This is a genomic window from Actinomadura sp. NBRC 104412 (assembly GCF_030269515.1).
Classification (GTDB): domain Bacteria; phylum Actinomycetota; class Actinomycetes; order Streptosporangiales; family Streptosporangiaceae; genus Spirillospora.
This window is the reverse complement of record NZ_BSTM01000031.1, coordinates 52,905-76,038: the sequence shown is the minus strand read 5'-3', so window position 1 is coordinate 76,038 and position 23,134 is coordinate 52,905. Positions and strand designations below refer to the sequence as shown.

The window sequence follows — 23,134 nt, the reverse complement described above, 5'->3', positions numbered from 1 at the left end:
GCACCTCCCGCCTATGCCTCAGCCGCTGCCGTGCCACTCCAGCAGCAGCACCGTGGCGTCGTCGTCGAACCCTTCCTCGTGGTATTCGAGGATGCTGTGGACGAGGCGCCGGAGCGTTTCGGGCACCGGGAGCCCGGCGGCGTTGTGGCGGATGATGAAGTCGATGAAACGCTCAAGCCCGAACATCTGCCGCTTCGTGTTGCGCGTCTCGACGACGCCGTCCGTGTAGAGGATGATCCGGTCGCCGGGCTCGAGCTGCTCGTGGCACAGGGTGGGTTCGCCGCCGAGCCCCGTTCCCAGCGGGACGCCGGGCGGGCAGTCCAGGGTGGCGACCCAGCGCCCGCGGCGGATCACCACCGGCGCCGGATGCCCGAAGTTCGCCCAGGACAGCAGGCCGGTCCGGGTGTCCAGGTCGGCGATCAGCCCGGTGACATAGCTCTCGCCGCCGAACTGCCTGTGCAGCACGGTCTCGATGGCCTGCCCGGTCTCGATGGGTCCGGCGCCGTCGATCCGGCTGTTGCGGGCGACCGCCACCGTCAGGCCGGCCATCAGCCCGGCCGCGGTGTCATGGCCCACCGCGTCGAAGATCGACAGCTTGACGATGTCCCCGGCGAGGGCGTAGTCGAAGGCGTCCCCGCCCGGGGCGTAGGCGGGTTCCAGCGCCGCGCCGATGGTCAGGCGGTCGTTGGAGAAGTTGCGCGGTGGCATCAGCCGCCACTGCGTCTCGCCCCAGACCGACATGGGCTGGGTGCGGATCAGTTTGGCGTAGGCGTCACTGAAAGGCCGCTTGCTGACCATCAGCAGCGCGGTCAGGTCCGCCAGCCGCGACAGCAGCCGCAGGGCGCCCGCACGGTCGGGTTCGACGGAGGCCCGCAGCACGCCGATCCGCTCGGCCCCGCTCAGCAGCGGGACCCACCACACCTCGAGACCGCCGTCCGTGGAGTGGCCCTGCACGATCTCACCGTTCCGGAACGCCCGCCCGGCCAGCGTCCGCTCGACGTTCAGCTTCGTCGGCTCGCCGCTCACCGGCGGCCCGGCCTCGTCCCGGCCGGTCATCAGATGCAGGCCGCGCTGCTGCAGGTCCACGACATAGATCAGCACGTCGTGGAAGCCGGCGTGCCGCGCGTGCTCGGCCACCGCGGTCGGCACCTGAAGCATCGACATCAGGTGGCTGGCCTCGACCAGATCACCCAGTAACCGTTCCCCGGCCTGCGCTGCCATCGGTCTCGCCCCTTGACCTGCCCATGCCCAGCAGGATCTCAGGGAAAACCCTCCGGCTGGGCGAGGGAAACGGGGATCACCGTGCCGCGCTCACCGTGCCGCGCTCACCGTACGATGGCGCGCAGCACCCCGGCGGCATCGGCGGGCCCGAACGTGGGCGGCCGGGGCCGGCGGCCTGGTCCCAGCCGCACCACGACAGTCCTCGACCCGGGATCGACCTGGACGAGCTGGTTGCCGAGCCCCAACGCCCAGAACATGCGGTCGGGCGCTCCAGGCGCGATGCTTTTCGCGTTCCGTCCGGCGCCGCCGTCGTCGCGAGCCCCGGTCGCGGCCAGCGGGCCGACGACCGTGCCCCGCTTGTTGAGCCACCACAGGTAGCCGTAGGCGTCGTTGAGCTTCGTCGACGGCCGCTCGGTGGACGCCTTCACCCACTCGGCGGACACGATCCGCCTGCCTCCCCACTGGCCCTGGTTCAGCATGAGCTGCCCGAGGCGCGCCAGGTCACGGCAGGTCGACTGCATCCCCATGAACATCTGCGGGTTGCCCGAGCGGTCCTTGGTGAGCGTCGTGCGCGTCATCCCCAGCGGCTCGAACAGGCGGGTGCGCGCGAACGACACGGCGTCCTGCCCGGTGGCGCCTCTCAGCACCCGATCCAGCGTCTGGATCGCCGCGTTGTTGTAGGCCCACACCGTGCCGGGCGGACGCGCCTGCTTCAGACCGATCGCATACGAGGTGCGGTCCCGGGCGAAGATCAGCCGCCCGTAGTCGCTGTTGGTGCTCCACTCGCGTCCCGAGTCGTTGCTCAGCAGGTCACGGACCGTCACCTGCTCGGACGGCGTGCCCCGCCACTCGGTGATCCATTTGGACGCACGGTCGTCGATGCGGAGGGCCCCGTCGTCCTGGGCGATGCCGACCAGGAGGCTCGCGACCGACTTGGTCACCGAGAACACCTCCTGCCCCGCGTCCGGCCGTCCCTGCCGGAAGTACCACTCGCCCGCGAGCTTGCCGTCCCGCACCACCGCGAGGCAGTTGGACGCGCCCCGCTCGGCCTTGTCCGCGAGCCGTTCCAGCGCGGCGGCGTCGAGCCCCACGCTTCCCGGCGCGACCTTCTCCCAGTCCCATGCCCGCGGACGCTCGGACGGCGGGGCGTCCACAGGCGCGCGTCCCGCCACCGAACAACCGGCGGCGGCGACGACCACCAGCGTGAGGAACAGACCACCGGCCGGACGCATCACGCCGCCTCCCACCCTCGACCGACACTCACCCCGATCCAACACAGGCAGATGTTAGATCCGCATCAGTAAGCCGTCGGAGGCGGCGGCGCGGCGCGCCCGAGCGGCTCATCCCAGCCGGGTGAGGACACCGGATTCGAGGACGATGACGACCCCGATGACGATGAAGACGGCGGGGACGAGCCATGGCCCGTAGCGCTCGACGAAGGCGATCATCCGCCGGTGGGAGCCGAGCCAGGACGCGGCCAGGCACCACAGCGCGACACCGGCCGCGAACACGGCGATCGTGACGGCGGTGGCGGCGGGGCCGATCGTGCGGAAGACCGGCGTGTAGACCGAGATGTTGTCGGCGCCGTTGGCGATCGTCAGCCCGGCGACCGCGAGCGTGCCCGACACGGCGGGCGGGGCGGCCTCCTCGTCGGAGCCGCGGGCACGGATCGTCCCGATCAGCGCGTACACGCCGAGCGCGAGCGGGACCAGGCCGAGCAGTCCCACCCGGTCGTCCGGGACGAGCGTCAGGCCCAGCGCGGCCGCCACCGACACCGCGACCAGGGCGGCGACGCCCACGTACTGGCCCGTCCAGATCTGCCGTGGCAGGGGCCGCCCGGCCGACCGCGCCCCGAGGAACAGCATGGTCAGGAGGATGATGTCGTCGATGTTGGTGCCGGCGAACATCCCGGCCGCCGCCGTCAGCGTCCGTCCGAGTTCCGCCACGCCCGAACCCTACCGGCGGCCGCGCGGTCCGGGCGGTTCTAGCCGTGGACGGTGGGCAGCCCCGCGGACGCCCATGCACGGAAGCCGCCCTCCAGGTCGGTCGCGCGGTGCAGGCCCAGGTCCTGAAGGGACGCGGCGGCGAGGCTGGAGGTGTAGCCCTCGGAGCAGAACACGATCACTCTGAGGTCGTACCCGTCGACCTGCGGCAGGCGCGCGTCGCCGACCGGGTCGAAGCGCCATTCGAGGACGTTGCGCTCCACGATGAGCGCGCCCGGGATCTCGCCCTCCTCGGCCCGTTGCGCGGCGGGCCGGATGTCGACGAGCAGCGCGCCGTCCCGGGCCTCGTCGTGGGCCTGCGCGGGCCCGACCCGGACGAGGCGGGCGCGCGCCTCGGCGAGGATCTCGTCGATGGAACGCGCGCCCTCGGGCCTCGCCGTCGTCACCTCGGCCGTCACCACTGCTCCGCCGTCTCGCGGGCGAGCGGGATCAGCTCACCGTCCGCGGACAGCTCGTACCGGTGCATGGTGGTCAGCGGCGGCGAGTAGACGTGGACGCTCACCGCGGGCGCGGTCGAGACGTTCCGCACCTCGTGGATGTACTCGGCCCCGAACGCGCGGACCTGGCCGGGCGTCACCTCCCGGGTGCCGCCCAGGTCCCGCTCCTCCAGGGAGCCGAGCGCCACGGCGAACGCGCCGCGCGACCCCCCGTGGTCGTGCAGCCCGGTGCTCTGCCCCGGCAGCCAGCTGATCAGCCAGATCTCGTGGTCCTCGTCCCGGTGCAGGCGCTCGTACCAGCGTCCCTGCGGGCTCAGCCGGACGCGCGGCAGCCATTCGTCGGGGTCGGCGGCCAGGGCCGCGGCGGTCTCGGCGGGCAGCAGCGTGGCGGGCGCGGATGTCGTGCTCATCGAAGGGCTTTCCTCTGTTCGTCGTCCTACCTGGTCCTTGTCGGGTCAGGCGGGACGACACAGGTCGCTGGCCTGCCGCCGGAAGTCGACGTGCAGGCGTGACCACAGAGGAAGGCACGGCCGCATGTCGGCCAGAGTGCCATCATTTTCCTAGTGAGTCAATCTGGAATACAGGATTTTATCGAGGGCGCCGGCGGCGGCCTCATCCGCGGGCAGGTAGGCCACGAGCCGCTGCTCCTCGTCCGTGCCCGGCAGGAGGAGGCTCTCATAGGCCAGGGTCAGCGTTCCGGCCTCCGGGTGCGTCCAGCGCTGGACGCCCGTCCAGGCGGGGAGCGCGGCGGCGGCCGTGTACCGGCGGCCGAACTCGTTGCCGACCGTGATGGACAGCTCGTCCGCGAGCGCCGCCGCCACCTCGTCGCCGAGGTCCGCCGCCGCCCTCAACGCGGCCGCGCGCTCGTCCGCCAGCCGCTCCCAGTCGGGGAACACCGTACGGGCCTTCGGATCCTCGAACACGAAGCGGGCGAGGTTGGGCCGGTCGCCGTCCAGCAGGCCGGTCGGCTCCGCGAGCAGCCGGAACCCGTCCGTCCAGGCGAGCAGGTCGTCACCGGCGTCCATGACGAACGCGGGAGTGGATTCGAGCCGGTCCAGCAGGGCCCGCACGGTGGGGCGCAGCTCGGGGCGCGCGGCCGCCTGCTGGCACATCGCTCCGCTGCCCACCTTGACCAGGCGATACAGGTGGACCCGTTCGTCCGGGGTGAGGCCGAGCGCGTCGGCGAGCGCGCCCAGGACCTGGCTGGACGGATGCCGGTCGCGTCCCCGTTCCAGGCGCGTCAGGTACTCGACGCTGATCCCCGCCAGCTCGGCCAGCTCGCTCCGGCGCAGGCCGGGCGTCCGCCGCCGCGGGCCGTCCGGGAACCCGACCTCGGAAGGGGCGGTCGCCTCCCGCCTGGCCCGGAGGAACCCGCCCAACGCGTTCTCGGCCATGCCGCCGAGTCTAGGCGGGCGGCGCCTATCCCTCCCGGGCTCGTCCCGTCATGGGGGCCCTGCCAGGGCCTCCCTACCGCGAGCGGGCCGTTCCAGGCTGGAGGCGGAGACGGGCGAACGGCGCCCGTCCGGATTGGAGTGATCTTGCGATACCGGCTCTTCGGCCAGACCGGGCTGCGCGTCTCGGAGATCCTGCTCGGCACGATGGTCCTGGACGACGCGGACGAGGCCCGCCGCATCCTGGACGTCTACGCCGACGCGGGCGGCAACGTCCTCGACACCGCCTCGGCCTACGGCGACGGGGAGACCCTCCTGGGCTCGATCATCGAACGCCGCGACCGTTTCGTCATCGGCACCAAGTACACGCTGTCGCGCGACAGGTCCGACCCCAACGGCGCGGGCAACCACCGCAAGAACCTGACGCTCTCCCTGGAGCGGAGCCTGCGCCGACTGCGGACGGACTACATCGACATCTACTGGGTGCACATCTGGGACCGGCACACCCCGATCGAAGAGACCATGCGCGCCCTGGACGATGCCGTACGCGCCGGGAAGATTCTTTATGTCGGCATCTCCGACGCGCCCGCCTGGATCGTCTCCCGCGCGAACACCCTCGCCGAATGGCGCGACTGGACGCCCTTCGCCGGCCTCCAGGTGCCCTACAACCTGCTGAGGCGCGACATCGAACGGGAGCTGCTGCCCATGGCCGAGTCGTTCGGCATGAGCGTCGCCGCCTGGGCGCCCCTGGAACGCGGCATCCTGGCGGGCGCCACCGCGTCCAAGCGGAGCGACCCGGGCAAGCTCACCGAGCGCGAGCGCGCGGCGGCCCAGGCCGTCGCCAAGGTCGCCGGTGACCTGGGCGTCCGCCCCGCGCACGTCGCGCTCGCGTGGATGCGCGCCAAGTCCAGGGCGGTGCTGCCGCTCGTCGGCGTGAGCAGCGCCGAGCAGCTCACCGAGAACCTCGCGGCGATCGACGTCGCCCTCCCACCCGACGCGGTCCGGCGGCTCGAGGAGGCCGTGGAGTTCGAGGCCGGATTCCCCGGCGATTTCATCGCCGAATGCGAGCCGTCCCCCTTCGTGTTCGGCGATGTCGCCACCCAGGTCGAGGGGCGCGTCCCGGCCTGACAACCCGCAGAGAAAGACGCCTGGGACTGCTCCGGGACGCTTGTTAGTGTTCGTGGCGTGTTGGTCGGGCGCGACGTGGAATGGGGTCGCGTCGTCGGTGTGCTCGCGGGCGCCCGCGACGGGCGCAGCGGGGGACTGGTATTGCGCGGCGAGGCGGGGATCGGGAAAAGCTCGCTGCTCGCACGGGCTGTGGCGGACGCCGAGACGCACGGAATGCTGATCGTCCGCGGGATGGGGGTCGAGTCCGAGACCGAGCTGCCGTTCGGCGGGCTGCACCAGATGCTGTACCCGTTCGCCGACCGGTTCGACGGCCTTCCCGGGCAGCAGGCGGCGGCGCTGCGGTCGGCGTTCGGGCTGGACGACACCGGCGCGGCACCCGACCGCTTCCTGATCGGGGCGGCCACGCTGACGTTGCTGTCGGAGCTGGCGGGCGAGCGGCCGATGCTGTGCGCCGTGGACGACGCGCAGTGGCTCGACCAGGCGTCCGCGGACGCGCTGTTCTTCGCCGCCCGCAGGCTCGGGGCGGCCGACCCGATCGCCATGGTCTTCGCGGTCCGCGACTCCGCCCGGCCCTTCCCCACACCGGGGCTCGACGTCCTCCGCCTGGGCGGCCTCGACCGGGACGCGGCGCGCGAGCTGCTCGCGGCCCACGCGCCCGCGCTGACCGTGCCGATCCGCGACCGGCTGCTGGACGAGGCGGGCGGCAACCCGCTGGCGCTGATCGAGCTGGCCTCCGTCCTCGCCCAGGGGGACGCGGACCCCGCGGCACCGCAGGTGGGGCCGCTGCCGGTCGGCGGCGGGGTGCAGGAGGCGTTCCGCCTCCAGCTCGCCGGGCTGCCGGAGGCGGCGCGGCTGATGCTGCTGGTGGTGGCGGCCGACAGCACGTCCGACGTGGGCGTGGTGCTGCGCGCCGCCGCCGAGCTGGGACTGGACGCGGCCGACCTCGGCCCGGCCGAGGAGGCGCGGCTGGTCGTCCTGGCCGGCGACGAGGTGCGGTTCCGGCATCCGCTGATCCGCGCCGTCACCTACCAGGACGCGGCCCACCACCAGCGGATGGCCGTCCACGGGGCGCTCGCGGCGACGCTGGCGGGGGACGAGCACGCCGACCGCCGGGCCTGGCACCTGGCCGCGGCCGCCACCGGCCCGGACGAGCGCGTCGCGGCCGAACTGGAGCAGGCCGCGCACCGGGCGGGGCGCCGGGGCGGGACGTCGGCGGTCGCCGCCGCGTACGAGCGCGCGGCACGGCTCAGCACCGACCGGGAGGGCAAGGCCCGGCGGATCGTCCATGCTGCGCGTGCCGCCTACGACGCCGGACGGCCGGACCGGGCCACCCGCCTCGCCGCCGAGGCCGCGACCCTGACCGCCGAGCCCGCCGTCGCCGCCGAGGCCGCCTTCGTCCGCGCGCAGGTGGAGTACGAGCGCACCTCACCCGCCGCGGACGCGGCCCTGGCGCTGGAGGGCGCGGAGCTGATCGCCGCGTCCGACCCCGAGCGGGCCGTGTCGATGCTGACCGAGTCGCTGTGGTGCGCCCGCGACGCCTGCGCCCACGACCTGGTGCGGCGCGGCGTCGACAAGCTCAGGACGGTACGGCTGCCGCCCGGGTCCGCACCCGCCCCGGTCGTCGGCGCGCTGATCGCGTACGGCGACCTGATCGAGGGCCGGGTGGCCGAGGCCCTGCCGCCGATGCGCGCGCTGGTCGCGGCGGCCCGCGCGGGCACCGTCCAGGAGCTGGTGGAACGTGTGATCGCCGGGTACATGGGGCTGCTGGCGGGGGACGACGAGGCCGCGATCGACGTGCTGGAGTCGCTGGTCGCCGACGCGCGGGGGCAGGGCGCGCTGGGCTGGCTCCCGTACGCCCTGGAGCCGCTGGCGATCGGGCGCCTGCTGAGCGCCGACTTCAGGGGCGCCGAGGCCGACCTCGCCGATGGCCTCTCGCTGGCCGCGGACATCGGCCAGGACATGCAGGCGACCGTGCTGGAAGGGGTCGCGGCACGGCTGGAGACGGTGATCGGGGACCCGGACCGGTGCCGTACCCTCGCGTTCCGCGTCCTCGACCACGCCGACCGGCATCCCACCAACGCGGCCCTCGCGACCTGGGGGCTCGGGCTGCTCGACTTGGCGGTGGGCAACGCCGGCGGCGCCGTCCGTCACCTCGCGGCCGTCTGCTCGGGCCCGGCCCGTCACGATCTCCTCATACGCGCCGTCCCCGACCTCGTGGAGGCCGCCGTGCGCGGCGGGCGGGACGACCTCGCCCGCGACCACCTGCCCGCGTTCCAGGCGTGGGCGGAGCATGCCGCCACCCCCACGGCCACCGCGCTGTCCCTCCGCTGCCAAGCCCTCATGGCCGGGGACGAGACGGCGGCCGACCACTACGCGGCGTCCCTGGACCTGTCCAAGGGACACGCCTACGACACGGCCCGGACCCGGCTCCTCTACGGCGAGTGGCTGCGCCGGCACCGCCGCCGCACCGAGGCCCGCGACCAGCTCTCGCGGTCCCGGGACGCCTTCGGCAGGCTCGGCGCCGCCGCCTGGGCCGACCGCGCCAGCACCGAACTGGAGGTGCTGGGAGACCGTCCCGTCGCGCGCCCGCACGACGCGGACCTCCACAACCGGCTCACACCGCAGGAACTCCAGGTCGTACGGCTGGCCGCCGCCGGTTACAGCAACCGCGAGATCGGCTCGCAGCTCTACCTCAGCCCCCGGACGGTCGGCCACCACCTCTACAAGGCGTTCCCGAAGATCGGCGTCACGCGGCGCGCGGAGCTGTCCCGCCTGGAGCTGTGACCGTATCCGTCATCCACCCGCACCGGCCCTCGTCCGACCACCCCGAAACGCCCTCTGACCTGCGTTCTCACCACACCAGTCAGCCGACCGATGCGGGCCTTGCGGCCCCCTCCCTACCGTCGTGGTCACCCAACGACGGGAGGACGACATGCTTCTGGAGAACAAGACGGCGGTGATCTACGGCGGTGGCGGGACCATCGGCGGAGCGATGGCCCGCGCCTTCGCCGCCGAGGGCGCCCGGGTGTTCCTGGCCGGGCGCACGCCCGCCACGCTCGACGCGGTCGCCGAGGACATCCGCGGCGCGGGCGGGCTGGCCGAGACCGCCGTGGTGGACGCCCTGGACGAGGGGGCCGTCAACGGCTGGGTCGACTCGGTCGCCGACCTGGCCGGCGGCGTCGACATCTCGGTCAACGTGATCACACAGGACTCGATCTTCAAGCCGATGGCCGAGATGCGGGTGGAGGAGTTCACCGCGGCCCTCGCAAAGGCCGCGCGCTCCTACCTGCTGACGTACCAGGCCGCGGCCCGGCACATGGTCAAGCAGAACTCCGGGGTGATCCTGAACTTCGGCGGCTCCGACCGCACCAACTCCGAGCCCGGGCTCGGCACCGTCCAGGTCGCCTGCGACATGATCGAGGGGATGCGCCGCCAGTGGGCCTGTGAGCTGGGCCCGCACGGGATCCGCGTGGTCACGATGAAGACCGGCGGCGTCCTGGAGAGCTTCCCGGACCTGCCGGAGATGGAGCCGATCAAGCAGAAGATGATCGACGCCACCCTGCTCAAGCGCGCCGCGAGCCTCCAGGACGTTGGCCGCGTCGCGGCGTTCCTGGCCTCCGACCACGCGGCCAGCATCACCTCCACCGAGATCAACATCACCGCCGGCGCCCTCGTGGACTGACCAGGGGCGGACTCGGGCGAACGAGGGTGAGCGACCGGTCACGCCAAGTCACGAAGGTTCCATCCGTTCCCGCGTGAGGAATGATGCGAGGATGAGCCTGCCGATCCTGCTGACCGTCGACGATGACCCGTCGGTGTCCCGGGCCGTGGCCCGCGACCTGCGCCGCCGCTACGGGCGGGACTACCGGGTGATGCGGGCCACGTCCGGGGCCGACGCCCTGGAGGCGCTGCGCGAGGTCAAACTGCGCGGCGACGCGGTCGCGGCGATCCTGGCCGACTACCGGATGCCGCAGATGAACGGCATCGAGTTCCTGGAGCAGGCCATGGACCTGTTCCCTCGGGCACGGCGGGCCCTGCTGACCGCCTACGCCGACACCGAGGCCGCCATCCAGGCGATCAACGTGGTGGACGTGGACCACTACCTGCTCAAGCCCTGGGACCCGCCGGAGGAGAAGCTGTATCCGGTGGTGGACACGCTGGTGCAGTCCTGGCAGGAGACCCCGGACCGCCCCGTGAACGAGATCAAGGTCGTGGGGCACCGCTGGTCGCCGCGCTCGTACAAGGTGCGCGACTTCCTGGTCCGCAACGCCGTGCCGTACCGCTGGTACTCGGTGGAGGAGCCGGACGGGCTGCGGCTGCTGGACGCGGCCGAGGCCGGCCCCGACGACATCCCGGTGGTGATCCCGCCGAACGGGCGGGCGCTGGTCCGGCCGACCGGCGCCGAGATCGCCTCGGCGGCGGGGCTGTCCACCGACCCGGCCCAGGACCTCTACGACCTGGTCGTGGTCGGCGGCGGCCCGGCGGGGCTCGGCGCGTCGGTGTACGGGGCGTCGGAGGGGCTGCGCACCCTGCTGGTGGAGAAGCGGGCCATCGGCGGGCAGGCGGGCACGAGCTCCAAGATCGAGAACTATCTGGGCTTCCCGGACGGCGTGTCGGGCGCGCAGCTCACCGGCCGGGCACGGCGCCAGGCCCGCAAGTTCGGCACGGAGATCCTCACCGCGCGCAGGGTGGTGAGGCTGGAGGCGCGGGGCTCGGCGCGGATCCTCACCCTGGACGACGACACGGAGGTGACGGCGCACGCGGTGGTCCTCGCCATAGGCGTGATGTACCGGGTGCTGGACGCGGAGGGCTGCGACGAACTGACCGGCCGCGGCATCTACTACGGGTCGACGTTCATCGAGGCGGACGCGATCCAGGACGAGGACATCTACATCATCGGCGGCGCCAACTCGGCCGGCCAGGCGGCGGTGTTCCTCTCCCGGCGCGCCCGCTCGGTGACCCTGGTCGTGCGCGGCAAGGAGCTGCGCCAGTCGATGTCGCACTACCTCATCGAGGAGATCCGCTCCATCGACAACATCAACGTGCGGCTGCGCACGACCGTGGTCGGCGCGCACGGCGACGAGCACCTGGAGGAGCTGACGCTCTGCGAGCAGGACGGCGGCCAGACCGAGCGGGTCCCGTGCCGGCACGCCTTCGTGTTCATCGGCGCCACCCCGCACACCGAGTGGCTGGGCGACACCGTGAAACGCGACCAGCACGGGTTCATCTGCACCGGGTCCAGCCTGCTGGTCGAAGGGGCCAGACCGCCGGGCTGGACGCCCGACCGCGACCCCTTCTACCTGGAGTCGTCCATCCCGGGCGTGTTCGCCGCCGGGGACGTGCGGTCCCAGTCCGTCAGGCGCGTCGCCTCCGCCGTCGGCGAGGGCGCTATGGCGGTGGCGCTCGTCCACCGCTATTTGGAGGAACGGTGAACGACCAGGAAGCGGTGAGGATAGACGAACTCCGTACCAGGCCCGATGAGCTGCGGAAGCTGTTCCTGTTCGAGGCGCTGACCCCCGAACAACTGGAATGGGTGGCCGCGCACGGAGAGGTGGAGACGTACCCGCAGGGCGCCGCGGTGATCCGCGAAGGCGACCCGGCGACGTGCTTCTACGTCCTGCTGGAGGGAACGCTGCGGCTGACCCGTCAGGTGCGCGGCTCCGAGATCGAGCTCAACCGCACCGGCCAGCGCGGCGTCTACACCGGCGCCACCCAGTTCGTCCTGGCCGAACGCCAGCCCGACCAGCGTTACATGCAGACGGTGTACGCGCTGACCGACTGCGTGCTCTTCCAGCTTCCCGCACGGGAACTGGGCGACCGGTTCCGCGAGTGGTTCCCGATGGCCACGCACCTGCTGGAGGGGCTGTTCGAGGGCGGCCGCAACATCCGGCAGATCGTGGAGCAGCGGGAGCGGCTGCTGGCGCTGGGCTCGCTGTCGGCGGCGCTCACCCACGAGCTGAACAACCCGGCCGCGGCGGCGGCGCGGGCCACGGCGTCGCTGCGCGAACGGGTCGCGGGCATGCGGCACAAGCTGGCGCTGCTCGCCAAGCACGACATCGACCCCAACCTGCTGGAGAGGCTGATCGACGTCCAGGAGGACCTGGTCAAACGGGTCGCGGACGCGCCCCAACTGAGCGCGGTGGAGGCCGCCGACCGGGAGGACGAGCTCACCGACTGGCTGGACGAGCACGGCATCGCCGACGGCTGGGACATGGCGCCCTCCCTCGTCCCGGCCGGGATCACGGTGCACGACCTGGACGGGATCGCGGAGAGCGTCGGCGACACGTTCGTCACCACCGCCCTGCGCTGGCTGACCTACTCGCTGGAGACCGAGACGCTGATGGGGGAGATCGAGGACGCCACGTCCCGGATCTCCAACCTGCTGGCGGCGGCCCGGCAGTACTCCCAGATGGACCGGGCGCCCTACCAGCGCGTCGACGTCCACCAGGGACTGGACTCCACCCTGGTCATGATGGCCAGGAAGATCGGTCCCGAGGTGCGCGTGGTCAAGGAGTACGACCGCTCCCTGCCGTCCATCCCGGCCTACCCCGGCGAGCTCAACCAGGTGTGGACGAACCTCATCGACAACGCCGTGTCCGCGATGGCCCACAAGGGCACGCTCACCGTGCGCACCACGGCCACCGAGGACGGCTGTGTCCAGGTCGAGATCGGCGACACCGGCTCCGGCATCCCGCAGGAGAACCTGGAGCGGATCTTCGAGCCGTTCTTCACCACCAAGCCGATGGGCGAGGGCACCGGTCTCGGCCTGGACATCTCCTACAAGATCGTGGTCAATCGCCATCACGGCGATCTCCGCGTCACCTCCCGTCCGGGCGACACCAGGTTCCAGGTCATCCTGCCGATCCAGGAGAAGACCCGGCCGTCGGAGGGATGACCGGTCACGGGCACGCCGGGTAGAGCGGCCGGGTGCCGGTGTTCCGGGCGGCGGGATCGGTGAAGCGGCAGCCGTAGGCGGGGTCCGCAACGACACCGCGGGTCTTCACGTCGTCGCCCGGCGGGCGCACGCCGTACCGTTCCCAGCGGACCAGGTCGTCCCAGGCGTCGCCCGCCTCCTTCGGCGAGAACTCGCAGTGGCCCGCGGCGCGGATGGCGCGCTGCACGAGCAGCCTGGTGCGGCCGTGGCGGGCCACGTCGTCACGGTAGAGCTGCTCCATCGAGAACGGCACGAACAGGTCCCCGAGGTTGTGCAGGGACAGGACGGGCACGCTCAGCCGTCCCGAGATGCTCGGGTTCTCGGTCAGCCTCCGGGTGAAGCGGAACCCCGGCTCGGCGGGACGGACCCGCTGCACGGTCCTGTTGACGTTCACCGGCTTGTCCGGGACGTACCGGGTGCGAAGGTTCGTCGCGACCTGCTCGGGCTCCTGCGCCAGGGTGCCGTCGGGGAGCCGCGGCGTGGCCAGCCCGAACAGGAAGCGGTACCAGTTCGCGAACGCGGCCGCGTCGCCGGGCCGCGGCCCGCCGCTCCGGTTGATCACGATCGAGCGGAACTGCTTGCCCAGCGCGTTGGTGGTGTCGGGGCCGGTCGGGGTGAGCCCGGTCAGGCCGAGCGCCGCCTGGATCTTCGGGACGACCACCGTCTGGTAGTCCGCCGGGACGGGATAGGCGGGCAGGTCCGCCAGATCCTGCGCGACCACCTGGAAGTCGAGGAAGAAGTCGAACAGGCCGTGGTCGCCCATCACTCCGCACATCGGCATCGCGGCCTCGTAGTAGCCCGGGTACTCCTCGATCGACCGTCCCGTGATATGGCCGCCCATCGACACGCCCATGATGAACCGCTTCTTCGGCTTGCCCACGAGACGCGCGAAACGGTCGGCGAGATGCCGGGTGCTCAGGACACCGGCCTTCACGTCGTAGTCGTTGGCGTAGTACGACGACGACGCCCACGCGAACCCCTGGCTCACCAGCTTCTGCCGCAACCCGAACGCGGGCGGCTCCGGAGACAGCACCCTGGACTCGCCGACGAACCCGTGCGCCCACATCACGAGCTGCCCGTTCCACCGCGCCGGCACTTCGATGATGTACGCGGCATGCCCGGTCGTCCCCTGAAGCACGCGCGCCTGTCGTCCGTCCACGACCAGCGGGGCCAGCGGCGGATTATTGATCGTGTACCCGGGAAGCGGCTGGTCGTCCGGTACGGGGTCGTGCGGCCTACCCTGGGCCGCCACCGGCGCCGCGCCCGCGATAGCCAAGGTCAGGCCGCAGAGCACTGCCAGGCACCGCCTCGCCCTCCGCGCGTGTGCCCGTTGTCGCCGGTGAACAGGACGGCTCATGGCCGTCACCTCCTTGGGGGGTGGTGGCCGCCGCCCCGGACGGCGGCAGCCCGAGACGGCGTTTGAGGATCTTGCCGGTGGGGCTGGTCGGGAGCTCGTCCACGAACCAGACCTGCCGGGGGTACTTGTAGGCGGCGACGCGTTCCCGCACGAAGGCGCGCAGCTCGTCCGGGCCGACCGGGGCGCGCACCGCCACGCACGCGGCGACCTCCTCGCCCAGTTCGGGATGCGCGACGCCGACCACGGCCGCCTGGCGGACGGCCGGATGCTCGTACAGCACCTCCTCGACCTCCCGCGGGTACACCGTGTAGCCACCGCGGATGATCACGTCGCGGCGCCGGTCGACCAGGAAGAAGAACCCGTCCTCGTCCATCCGCCCCAGGTCGCCGGTGTGGAACCAGCCGTCCCTGACCGCGTGCGCGGTGGCCTCGGGGTCGTTCCAGTAGCCCTTCATGACATTGGGGCCGCGCACCACGATCTCGCCGATCTCCCCGGCCGGCAGCTCGCAGCCGTCCTCGCCGACCACCTTCATCCGCACGTCCCGGATGGGCAGGCCGATCGAGCCGGGCCGCCGTCCCGCGCCGCCCCGGTTGGACGCGCTGACCGGCGAGGTCTCGCTCAGCCCGTAACCCTCGATGATCTGCACGCCGAACCGCTCCTCGTACGCGCGCAGCACGTCCACCGGCATCGCCGCGCCGCCGCTCACGCACAGCCGCAGCAGCGACAGGTCCGACACGCCCGGCTGGTCGAGCAGCGCGATGTACATCGAGGGCACGCCCTGGAACACCGTCACCCCGTCCCGCCTGATCACTTCAAGGGCGCGCGACGCCTCGAAACGCGGCAGCAGCGTCAGCCGCCCGCCCGCGTAGATGGTGGCGTTCAGCGAACAGGTCTGCCCGAACGCGTGGTACAAGGGGAGCGCTCCCAGCACGACGTCGTCCACACCGAGCGCGTGCATGTGAGCCACCGTGGCCGCGTTGCCCCCGAGGTTGGCGTGGGTCAGCTCGATGCCCTTGGCCCTCCCGGACGTCCCGGCGCTGTAGAGGATGACGGCGGTCTCGTCCCCGGACATGGGCGCGATGTCGTGCTCGGGCGCCACGCCGCGCAGCAACCGCTGGAACTCCTCGGGCACCACGAACAGGAAGTCGGCGCGGGTGCCCGCCGTGCCCGCCTCCACGGTCTCGGCGTACGCATGCCAGGCGATCACCAGCCGGGCCTCGCAGTCCCCCAGATACGCGGCGATCTCCCGGCGCTTCAGCAGCGGGTCGAGCGGGACGACCACGGCCCCGATCCGCAGTAACCCGTAGTAGACCACCGCGAACTCGGGCACGTTCGGGAGCATCACGGCGATCCGGTCGCCGGGGCCGATGCCGCGGCGGCGCAGCAGCGCGCCCACCCTTGCGCTCATGACCTCCAGCGCCCGGTAGCTCAGCGCCGCCCGGTCCAGCGTGAGGGCGGTCTTGCCGCCGTGCCGCCCGGCGCCGATGCGCAACCGGTCAGCGAGGTTCATGGCTGTTGTCGTGTGGGGGGGCGACCCCCCACACCCCCCGGGGACGCGGCGGCCGCGTCCCTCCGCTCGCAGAACTCGCTCCAGGCCACGGCCTCTTCGCCGCGGTCAGGGGCTCCGCCCCCAACACCCCCGGCAAGGGGCTCCGCCCCCTGCACCCCCGTCCGGGGGCTACGCCCCCCGCGCCCCCGGTCACCACTGGGATCAGGAGCTCATTTCGCTGGGTCATGATGCGACGTTATGTCGGCCGTCCCATGGCTCTCATTGGTCGCGGAAACCAGTCTTTGCCGCGCGGAGTTGGTCCCAGGGGCGGTCCCCGGGGGTAGCGCGTCCTGAAGGGCGATCGCCACCAGCAGGTCGACCAGGTCGGTGATGTGCCGCAGGTTGCGGCCGGTGCGTTCCTGGATGCGGCGCAGCCGGTACTGGGCGGTGTTGTGGTGAATCTGCAACCGCTCGGCCGCGGCGCGCAGGTTGAGGTCGGCGGACGCGAACGCCCTGATGGTGGCGGTGAGCACGCCGCCGCGGGCCCGGTCCTCGGCCAGCAGCCCGGTGATGCGCGGATCCACGAGGTGGCGCGCGGTGTCGTCGGCACGCATCGCCATGTACTCGAACGGGCTGATGCGGGGCAGCGCCGCCACCCCGCCGTCCTCCGGCAGGAACTCCAGCACCGCCCGCGCCTCGTGATAGGCGCGCGGGATCTCCTCCACGCCCTCGACCACGGTGCTGATCCCCACGGCCAGCGCGATCCCCTCGGCCAGCAGGTTCGCCTGCACCTCCTGGAACCGGTCGCACAGCTCCTCGGGGTCGCCTCCCGGTCCCAGCGCGGGCACCGCGACGATCTCCGACTGGCGGACCACCGACAGCGTCCGGCGCCCGTTCACACCGGTGCGGGCGATCGCCGCGCACGCCGCGTGCCGCGCGTCCGCGCCGTTCCCCGGCGAGGCGCTGGGGCGGGACGTCGCCGCCGTACCGTCCTGGCCGACCAGGACGGCGCTCACCACCATCAGCGGCGCGCGGGGATGGGTGACCAGGCCGTGCGCGTGCGCGGCGGCGAGCTGCGGCCCGCGGGTCGGCATCTCACCGGCCAGCAGCACCTCCACCAGGTCGCGGCTCTCCCGTACGGCCTCGGCCGCCGCGTACTGCTGGAACTCCATGTACGCGTTGGCGGCGTGCGTGCTGGCGAAGTCGCAGTACCGCATCAGTGGCCCCGCCAGCGTGAGCGCCGCCTCGTGCCCCGCGTACGACCCGCCCGCGTGATCGAGCACCGCCTCCCAGAACACCTGCTGCCCCACGCGGAAGGCGTTGATGTAGTCGGCCAGCGCGAACCCCGCCTGGGCGCGGCGCATCGACGCGCGCCGGCTGAACGCGATGTCCTCGAAGGTCACCGTGCGCTCTTCGAGGAAGATGGCCAGTTTGGTGCGGTAGTGGCGGTGCACCTGCTCCAGCACGTCGGCGTGGAAGCCGGCGTCCTGCGCCTCGTACGCGGGGATCTCCGTGCACATCACGGCGAGCGCCCGTTCCGCCAGTTCGTCGACTCGATCGAGGAGTTCGGCAAGGATCCGTGAGCGTTCGGCACGGACCGTGTCCGCACCGGTGAGCGTTCCCGTGCTGAAGCCACCGGACATGCCCGGATGATCCATGTCACAGAGCGGGGCGTCAACGGGCCGTGACACGTCCGAGACGCGGGCTGTTCTCTGCGGACAACTCGCCGGTCCCATCTTGGGTTCTCGTGCCCAATGTGCTCTCTGAGGTGCGGATTCTACGCTGACGCCCTACTCCAGAACCTCGTTCCGCCGTCCCACCGAACCACCCCGAAGGCAGGAGGCCGGATGCTGGAGGTTGACGACCTCACCGTTCGCTTCGGTGGCATCACCGCGCTGGACGGTGTCGGCTTCGCCGTGGAGCCCGGCGAGATGGTGGGACTGATCGGCCCGAACGGCGCCGGCAAGACCACCCTGTTCAACTGCCTGACCCGCCGGTACGAGGCGAACTCCGGCCGGGTCGTCTACCAGGAGCGCGACCTCCTGGCCGAGCCTCCGCACGCGATCGCCGCCCTCGGCATCGCCCGCACGTTCCAGAACCTCGGGCTGTTCCCGCGGATGACGGTGCGTGACAACGTCATGGTCGGCGCGCACCACCACGGCCGCACCGGCTTCGTCAGCGCGAGCCTGCGGCTGCCCTCCGTCCGCCGCGAGGAGGCCCGGCTGCGCGCCGAGGCCGACGAGGTGCTGGACCGGCTCCAGCTCACCGACGTCGCCGACCACCCGGCGGCGGGCCTGCCGTTCGGGACGCTCAAACGGGTGGAACTGGCCCGCGCGCTCGCCGTCCACCCCAGGCTGCTCCTCCTGGACGAACCGGTGAACGGCCTCAGCTCGTCGGAGGTCGACGACTTCTCCGACCTGCTCAGGACCATCCGCGCCGACCTGGACCTGACCCTGATCGTGGTGGAGCACCACATGGGCTTCGTGATGGGCATCTGCGACCGCGTGATCTGCCTCGACTTCGGCCGCAAGATCGCCGAAGGCCCACCCGACGAGGTCCAACGCAACCCGTCCGTCATCGAGGCGTACTTGGGGACCGCAGCATGAACGAGCGAAGCGAGTTCATGCCTGCGGCGGTTGCCGGGGGGTCTGGGGGGTCGACCCCCCAGAAGAAACACAGCATGAACGAGCGAAGCGAGTTCATGCCTGCGGCGGTTGCCGGGGGGTCTGGGGGGTCGACCCCCCAGAAAAAACACAGCATGAACGAGCGAAGCGAGTTCATGCCTGCGGCGGTTGCCGGGGGGTCGTCCCCTCAGGACAAACACAGCATGAACGAGCACGAGCCTGCGGCGGTCGATGGCATGAGCGAGCACAGCGAGCACAAGCCTGCGGCGGCGGATGAGGGCGCGGAGAAGAGGGATTCCGCGGGTGCGTTCCTGGTCGTCGAGGACCTGCACGCCGGGTACGGGGCGGTGCGCGTTCTGGAAGGCATCAGCCTTTCGGTCGGGGAGGGCGAGATCTGCGCGATCCTCGGGCCGAACGGCGCGGGCAAGACCACCCTCCTGCGCGCCCTGAGCGGTGTCGTCAAGGGGCGCGGCAGCGTGCGGCTCGACGGCGTCTCGCTCTCCGGGCGTTCCCCCGACGCCGTGGCCCGGCTCGGTGTCGCGCACGTCCCGGAAGGACGCGGGACGTTCATGCCGCTGACCGTCGAGGAGAACCTGCGGCTCGGCGCGTTCGCGCGGCGCGACCGGGCCGCCGTCCAGGCCGACCTGGAGCGCGTGTACGGCCACTTCCCCGTCCTGAAGCGACGGCTGAAGCAGGCGGCGGGCAGTCTCAGCGGCGGTGAGCAGCAGATGCTCGCGATCGGCCGCGGGCTGATGCTGCGGCCCCGGCTGATGCTTCTGGACGAGCCGTCCCTGGGACTGGCCCCGATGGTGACCAGGGAGCTGTTCGGCATCGTGCAGTCGATCAACCGGGAGGAGCGCACCACCGTGGTCGTGGTCGAGCAGAACGCCCATCTGGCGCTGGACATCGCCGATCAGGCGCACGTGCTGGAGACCGGCCGGATCGTGCTGTCGGGCTCGGCGGCCGACATCCGCGCGGACGAGCAGGTCGCCCAGTCCTACCTCGGATACCGGATCTAGGCATGACCGACTTCCTGCAGCAGATCGTCGAGGGGCTCGGCGCCGGCGCGATCTATGCCAGCCTGGCGCTCGCCCTGGTGCTGATCTACCAGTTCACCGGTATCGTCAACTTCGCGCAGGGCGAGCTGGCGATGTTCGCGACCTACATCGCCTGGCAGTTCGTGGACGGCGGGATGCCGTTCTGGCTGGCGCTCGTGCTCACCCTGGCCATCTCCTTCCTCGGCGGGATGGCGATCGAACGCGTGATCATCCGTCCGGTGGAGGGGGCGCCGGAGCTGACCGTGGTGATCGTCACGGTGGGGCTGTTCATCTTCGTCAACGCCGCGGCCGGCTGGATCTGGACGTTCCTCATCAAGGACTTCCCCAACCCGTTCCCGCGCGGCGCGCTGGAGGCGGGCGGGGTGAGCGTCGCCTACTCGACGCTGGGCGTCCTCGCCGTGGTCGGGGCCGTGATGGGCCTGCTCTACCTGCTGTTCCAGTACACCAAGATCGGCCTTGGGATGCGCGCGGTGGCCACCAACCCCGACTCGGCGCGGCTGGTCGGCATCCGGGTCGGCTGGACGCTGGCGCTCGGCTGGGGCCTGGCCGCGATGGTCGGCGCGGTGTCCGGCGTGCTGGTGGCGCCGCTGCTGTTCCTTGAGCCGAACATGATGGGCGGCGTCCTGATCTACGCGTTCGCGGCGGCGACACTGGGCGGCTTCGACAGCCCCATGGGCGCTGTCGTCGGCGGCCTGATCGTCGGTATCGCGGAGACCCTGGCGGGCGCCTATGTCGGCTTCATCGGCTCCGACCTGAAGATCGGCGTACCGCTGGCCGTCATCCTCGGCGTCCTGCTGCTGCGCCCCCAGGGCCTGTTCGGCCGAGCGGCGGTGGAGAGAGCGTGAGCGGGCCGGAGGGGCGCGGCGCCGTCTGGACTGAGGAGCGCAGGGAGCGAGGAACGAGCGACCGAAGCGACGAGGGAAGGCGGCGCCTAAAAGCGCCCCGCAGGCACGCGGGCCAACACAGCATGACCGGGCCGCAGGGGCGCGGCGCCACCTGGACTGAACAGCGCAGGGAGCAAGGAACCAGCGACCGAAGCGACGAGGGAAGGCGGCGCCACGAAGCGTCCCGGAGGTTCGCGGGGTACACAGGATGAGCGAGAAGACGAAGGTCGGGCTGGAGAAGACCGCGTCCGACGACGAGATCCCCGCGGCGCCGGTGAAGAGCGACGAGCGGGTGCCGGAGGGCCGGGGTTCCGTGGTGGCGCGGCTGGTCGGGCTGGTGAGGAGCCGGCCGCACCTCGTCGCCGTGGTGGTGCTGCTGGTGGTGGCGCTGTACGTGCCGTTCCAGCTCGTGCCGTTCCGGGTGTTCCAGTTCACGATGGTGATGGTCTACGCGGTGGCGTTGCTGGGCCTGAACCTGCTGGTGGGGCACAGCGGGCAGATCTCGCTGGGGCATGGGGCGTTCTACGCGGTCGGCGCGTACGCGGCGGCGATCATGATGTTCCGCTGGGACGTGCCGTACCCGCTGACGCTTCCGGCCGCGGCGGTGGTGGCGTTCGTGATCGGGCTGGCGCTGGGGGTGCCCGCGACCCGGCTGCGCGGTTTGTACTTGGCGCTGGTCACCCTGGCCATCGCGGTCTTCCTGGTGCCGCTGCTGAAGCGGTTCGAGTCGGTCACGGGCGGGTCGATGGGCCTGTCGCTGGAGAAGCCGCAGCCGCCGGCCTGGACGGGGCTGGCCGAGGACCAGTGGCTGTACCTCATGACGCTGGCGGTGACGATCGTGGCGTTCGCGGTGACCTACAGCCTGCTGCGCTCGCGGGTGGGCCGCGCCCTGCACTCGGTGCGGGACAACGAGACGGCGGCCGAGGTCATGGGCGTGCGGCTGGCCTCGTACAAGAGGCTGGCGTTCGCGTGGAGCGCGATGTTCGCGGGGGCGGCCGGCTGCCTTCACACGTGGACGTTCGGGTTCGTCTCGCCGGACTCGTTCACCGTCAACCTGTCGATCATGCTGCTCGCCGGGATCGTCGTGGGCGGCCTGGGCTCGTCCTGGGGGCCGCTGCTCGGCGGGCTGTTCGTGATGTTCGTGCCCAGCCTGTCCCAGGAGACCAACGAGGCGGCACCCGGAATGATCTTCGGCCTGCTGATCATCGCGGTGATGTACGTGGCCCCGACCGGGCTGGCCGGGCTGGCGGGACGAGCTGCGCAGGCGCTCAACCGGAAGGGATAGGACATGCGGTCATTCGGAGGCGGGACGGTCCGTGGCACGGCGGCGACGGCGGCCGTGCTGCTCGCGGCGACGATGCTGGCCTCGTGCGGGGGGCGCGGGGAGGACGGGGGCACCCAGGCCTCCGGCGAGTGTCAGGGCCAGCAGACGACGGGTATCACCGACAAGACGCTGAAGCTGGGCGGGGTCTACCCGCTGTCCGGCCCGGCGTCGGCGTACGGGGACATTCCCAAGGGCATCCAGGCGTACTTCGAGTACGTGAACAAGGAGAAGGGCGGTCTGGACGGGCGCCAGGTCGAGTTCGTCGTCCGCGACGACGGCTACCAGCCGCCGAAGGCGGTGGAGGAGGTGCGCCGCCTGGTCGAGCAGGAGCAGGTGTTCGCGCTGTTCCAGACCCTGGGCACCCCGTCCACCACGGCGACCTGGGACTACGCCAACCAGCGCAAGGTGCCGCAGGTGTTCGTGGCGACCGGCGCGTCCAAGTGGGGTGCGGACACCAAGCACCCGTGGACGATCGGCTGGCAGCCCAACTACATCTCCGAGGCCCGGGTGTACGCCAAGTACCTCAAGACCGAGAAGCCGAACGCCAAGGTCGCGGTGCTCTACCAGAACGACGACTTCGGCGAGGACCTGCTGGGCGGCTTCAAGAAGGCGATCGCGGGCAGCCAGATCTCGATCGTGGCGGAGCAGAGCTACGAGGTCACCGACCCGAGCGTGGATCCGCAGATGCGGAACCTGTCCGGCTCGGACGCCGATGTGTTCCTGAACATCACCACGCCGAAGTTCGGGTCGCAGGCGCTGGCCGCCGACGCCAAGCTCACCGACTGGAACCCGCTGCACATCGTGAACAACGTGGCCGCGTCCATCACCGTGCTGCGGCCGGTCGGGTTCCAGAACGTGCAGAACGTGGTCTCGTCCACCTACTACAAGGACCCGGTCGACCCGCAGTGGGCGAACGACGCGGAGATGAAGCTGTACAAGGCGAAGATGAAGCAGTATCAGCCGAACGCCGACCCGAACGTCCCGTACCACGCGTTCGGCTGGGCGGTGGCGGACAGCTTCGCCAAGACGTTCACGGCGGCCAAGTGCAAGACGCGCGAGGGCCTGCGCGACTCGATGCGCAGCCTGAACAACGTCCAGGTCGGGATGCTGTTGCCGGGCGTCACGATGACGACCTCCAAGGACGACGGCTTCCCGATCGAGTCGATGCAGATGATGCAGTTCAAGGGCGAGCGGTGGCAGTTGCTCGGCCAGGTCATCGACACCCGCAAGGAGTTCGGCCCGCTGACGGGCTGACCGTCGGATCCCCGGCCGCCCGCGGCTGAG

Annotated in this window: 19 protein-coding genes; 10 read left to right on the top strand and 9 right to left on the bottom strand. The window is 71.6% G+C overall.

Translation table 11 applies throughout. The features are described from left to right. Nucleotides 1–18 precede the first annotated feature (18 nt). From QSK21_RS29570 to QSK21_RS29545, 6 genes are all read right to left on the bottom strand, one after another. Complete coding sequence (locus tag QSK21_RS29570; protein ID WP_285700707.1) at nt 19–1,221, bottom strand: PP2C family protein-serine/threonine phosphatase; 1,203 nt, start codon at nt 1,219–1,221, stop codon at nt 19–21. Nucleotides 1,222–1,325: 104 nt separating this feature from the next. Then, nucleotides 1,326–2,453 (bottom strand): serine hydrolase domain-containing protein, encoded by a 1,128-nt coding sequence (locus QSK21_RS29565; RefSeq protein ID WP_285700706.1) that lies wholly within the window; start codon nt 2,451–2,453, stop codon nt 1,326–1,328. 108 nt (nt 2,454–2,561) lie between these two features. Continuing rightward, nucleotides 2,562–3,167 carry a cadmium resistance transporter gene (locus QSK21_RS29560; RefSeq protein ID WP_285700705.1) on the bottom strand — a complete coding sequence of 202 codons (606 nt, stop codon included), beginning with the start codon at nt 3,165–3,167 and terminating at the stop codon, nt 2,562–2,564. Nucleotides 3,168–3,205: 38 nt separating this feature from the next. After that, the gene (locus QSK21_RS29555; RefSeq protein ID WP_285700704.1) at nt 3,206–3,622 is read right to left on the bottom strand and encodes a rhodanese-like domain-containing protein; all 417 of its coding nucleotides are present in this window, start codon (nt 3,620–3,622) and stop codon (nt 3,206–3,208) included. Next, the gene (locus tag QSK21_RS29550) at nt 3,619–4,071 is read right to left on the bottom strand and encodes a cysteine dioxygenase (protein WP_285700703.1); all 453 of its coding nucleotides are present in this window, start codon (nt 4,069–4,071) and stop codon (nt 3,619–3,621) included. The genes QSK21_RS29555 and QSK21_RS29550 overlap by 4 nt, the downstream gene beginning before the upstream one ends. Nucleotides 4,072–4,221: 150 nt before the next feature. Next, the gene (locus QSK21_RS29545) at nt 4,222–5,055 is read right to left on the bottom strand and encodes a helix-turn-helix domain-containing protein (protein ID WP_285700702.1); all 834 of its coding nucleotides are present in this window, start codon (nt 5,053–5,055) and stop codon (nt 4,222–4,224) included. 138 nt (nt 5,056–5,193) lie between these two features. Between QSK21_RS29545 and QSK21_RS29540 the strand changes: the two genes are divergently transcribed. The 5 genes from QSK21_RS29540 (at nt 5,194) to QSK21_RS29520 (ending at nt 13,075) form a co-directional block, all read left to right on the top strand. Next, nucleotides 5,194–6,180 (top strand): aldo/keto reductase, encoded by a 987-nt coding sequence (locus QSK21_RS29540; protein ID WP_352231339.1) that lies wholly within the window; start codon nt 5,194–5,196, stop codon nt 6,178–6,180. A gap of 57 nt (nt 6,181–6,237) precedes the next feature. Further along, entirely contained in the window at nt 6,238–8,964 is a 2,727-nt protein-coding gene (locus QSK21_RS29535; protein WP_285700700.1) for a helix-turn-helix transcriptional regulator, read from the top strand. A 148-nt stretch (nt 8,965–9,112) separates the two neighbouring features. Further along, complete coding sequence (locus QSK21_RS29530) at nt 9,113–9,862, top strand: SDR family NAD(P)-dependent oxidoreductase (protein WP_285700699.1); 750 nt, start codon at nt 9,113–9,115, stop codon at nt 9,860–9,862. Nucleotides 9,863–9,953: 91 nt separating this feature from the next. Next, on the top strand, nt 9,954–11,612 hold the full coding sequence (locus QSK21_RS29525; RefSeq protein ID WP_285700698.1) for an NAD(P)/FAD-dependent oxidoreductase: 1,659 nt from the start codon (nt 9,954–9,956) through the stop codon (nt 11,610–11,612). Beyond that, nucleotides 11,609–13,075, top strand: a complete 1,467-nt coding sequence (locus tag QSK21_RS29520; protein ID WP_285700697.1) for a sensor histidine kinase — start codon at nt 11,609–11,611, stop codon at nt 13,073–13,075. The genes QSK21_RS29525 and QSK21_RS29520 overlap by 4 nt, the downstream gene beginning before the upstream one ends. A gap of 4 nt (nt 13,076–13,079) precedes the next feature. Here QSK21_RS29520 and QSK21_RS29515 read toward each other — a convergent pair whose 3' ends face one another. The 3 genes from QSK21_RS29515 to QSK21_RS29505 all read right to left on the bottom strand — a co-directional run bounded on the left by QSK21_RS29515 (nt 13,080) and on the right by QSK21_RS29505 (nt 17,603). Further along, nucleotides 13,080–14,366, bottom strand: a complete 1,287-nt coding sequence (locus tag QSK21_RS29515; RefSeq protein WP_285700696.1) for a hypothetical protein — start codon at nt 14,364–14,366, stop codon at nt 13,080–13,082. Then, entirely contained in the window at nt 14,350–15,981 is a 1,632-nt protein-coding gene (locus QSK21_RS29510; RefSeq protein WP_285700695.1) for a long-chain-fatty-acid--CoA ligase, read from the bottom strand. Before QSK21_RS29510 ends, QSK21_RS29515 begins: the two co-directional genes overlap by 17 nt. A 209-nt stretch (nt 15,982–16,190) precedes the next feature. After that, nucleotides 16,191–17,603, bottom strand: coding sequence for a PucR family transcriptional regulator (locus tag QSK21_RS29505; protein ID WP_285700694.1), 1,413 nt, complete (start codon nt 17,601–17,603; stop codon nt 16,191–16,193). A gap of 204 nt (nt 17,604–17,807) precedes the next feature. Between QSK21_RS29505 and QSK21_RS29500 the strand changes: the two genes are divergently transcribed. The 5 genes from QSK21_RS29500 (at nt 17,808) to QSK21_RS29480 (ending at nt 23,104) form a co-directional block, all read left to right on the top strand. Beyond that, a complete protein-coding gene (locus QSK21_RS29500; RefSeq protein ID WP_285700693.1) occupies nt 17,808–18,566 on the top strand; it encodes an ABC transporter ATP-binding protein in 759 nt (252 codons plus the stop codon). A 221-nt stretch (nt 18,567–18,787) separates the two neighbouring features. Continuing rightward, on the top strand, nt 18,788–19,603 hold the full coding sequence (locus tag QSK21_RS29495) for an ABC transporter ATP-binding protein (protein WP_285700692.1): 816 nt from the start codon (nt 18,788–18,790) through the stop codon (nt 19,601–19,603). Between the two features lie 2 nt (nt 19,604–19,605). Then, a complete protein-coding gene (locus tag QSK21_RS29490) occupies nt 19,606–20,487 on the top strand; it encodes a branched-chain amino acid ABC transporter permease (RefSeq protein ID WP_285700691.1) in 882 nt (293 codons plus the stop codon). A 247-nt stretch (nt 20,488–20,734) separates the two neighbouring features. Further along, nucleotides 20,735–21,811 (top strand): branched-chain amino acid ABC transporter permease, encoded by a 1,077-nt coding sequence (locus QSK21_RS29485; protein WP_285700690.1) that lies wholly within the window; start codon nt 20,735–20,737, stop codon nt 21,809–21,811. A 3-nt stretch (nt 21,812–21,814) separates the two neighbouring features. Then, on the top strand, nt 21,815–23,104 hold the full coding sequence (locus QSK21_RS29480) for an ABC transporter substrate-binding protein (RefSeq protein WP_285700689.1): 1,290 nt from the start codon (nt 21,815–21,817) through the stop codon (nt 23,102–23,104). Nucleotides 23,105–23,134: the final 30 nt, after the last annotated feature.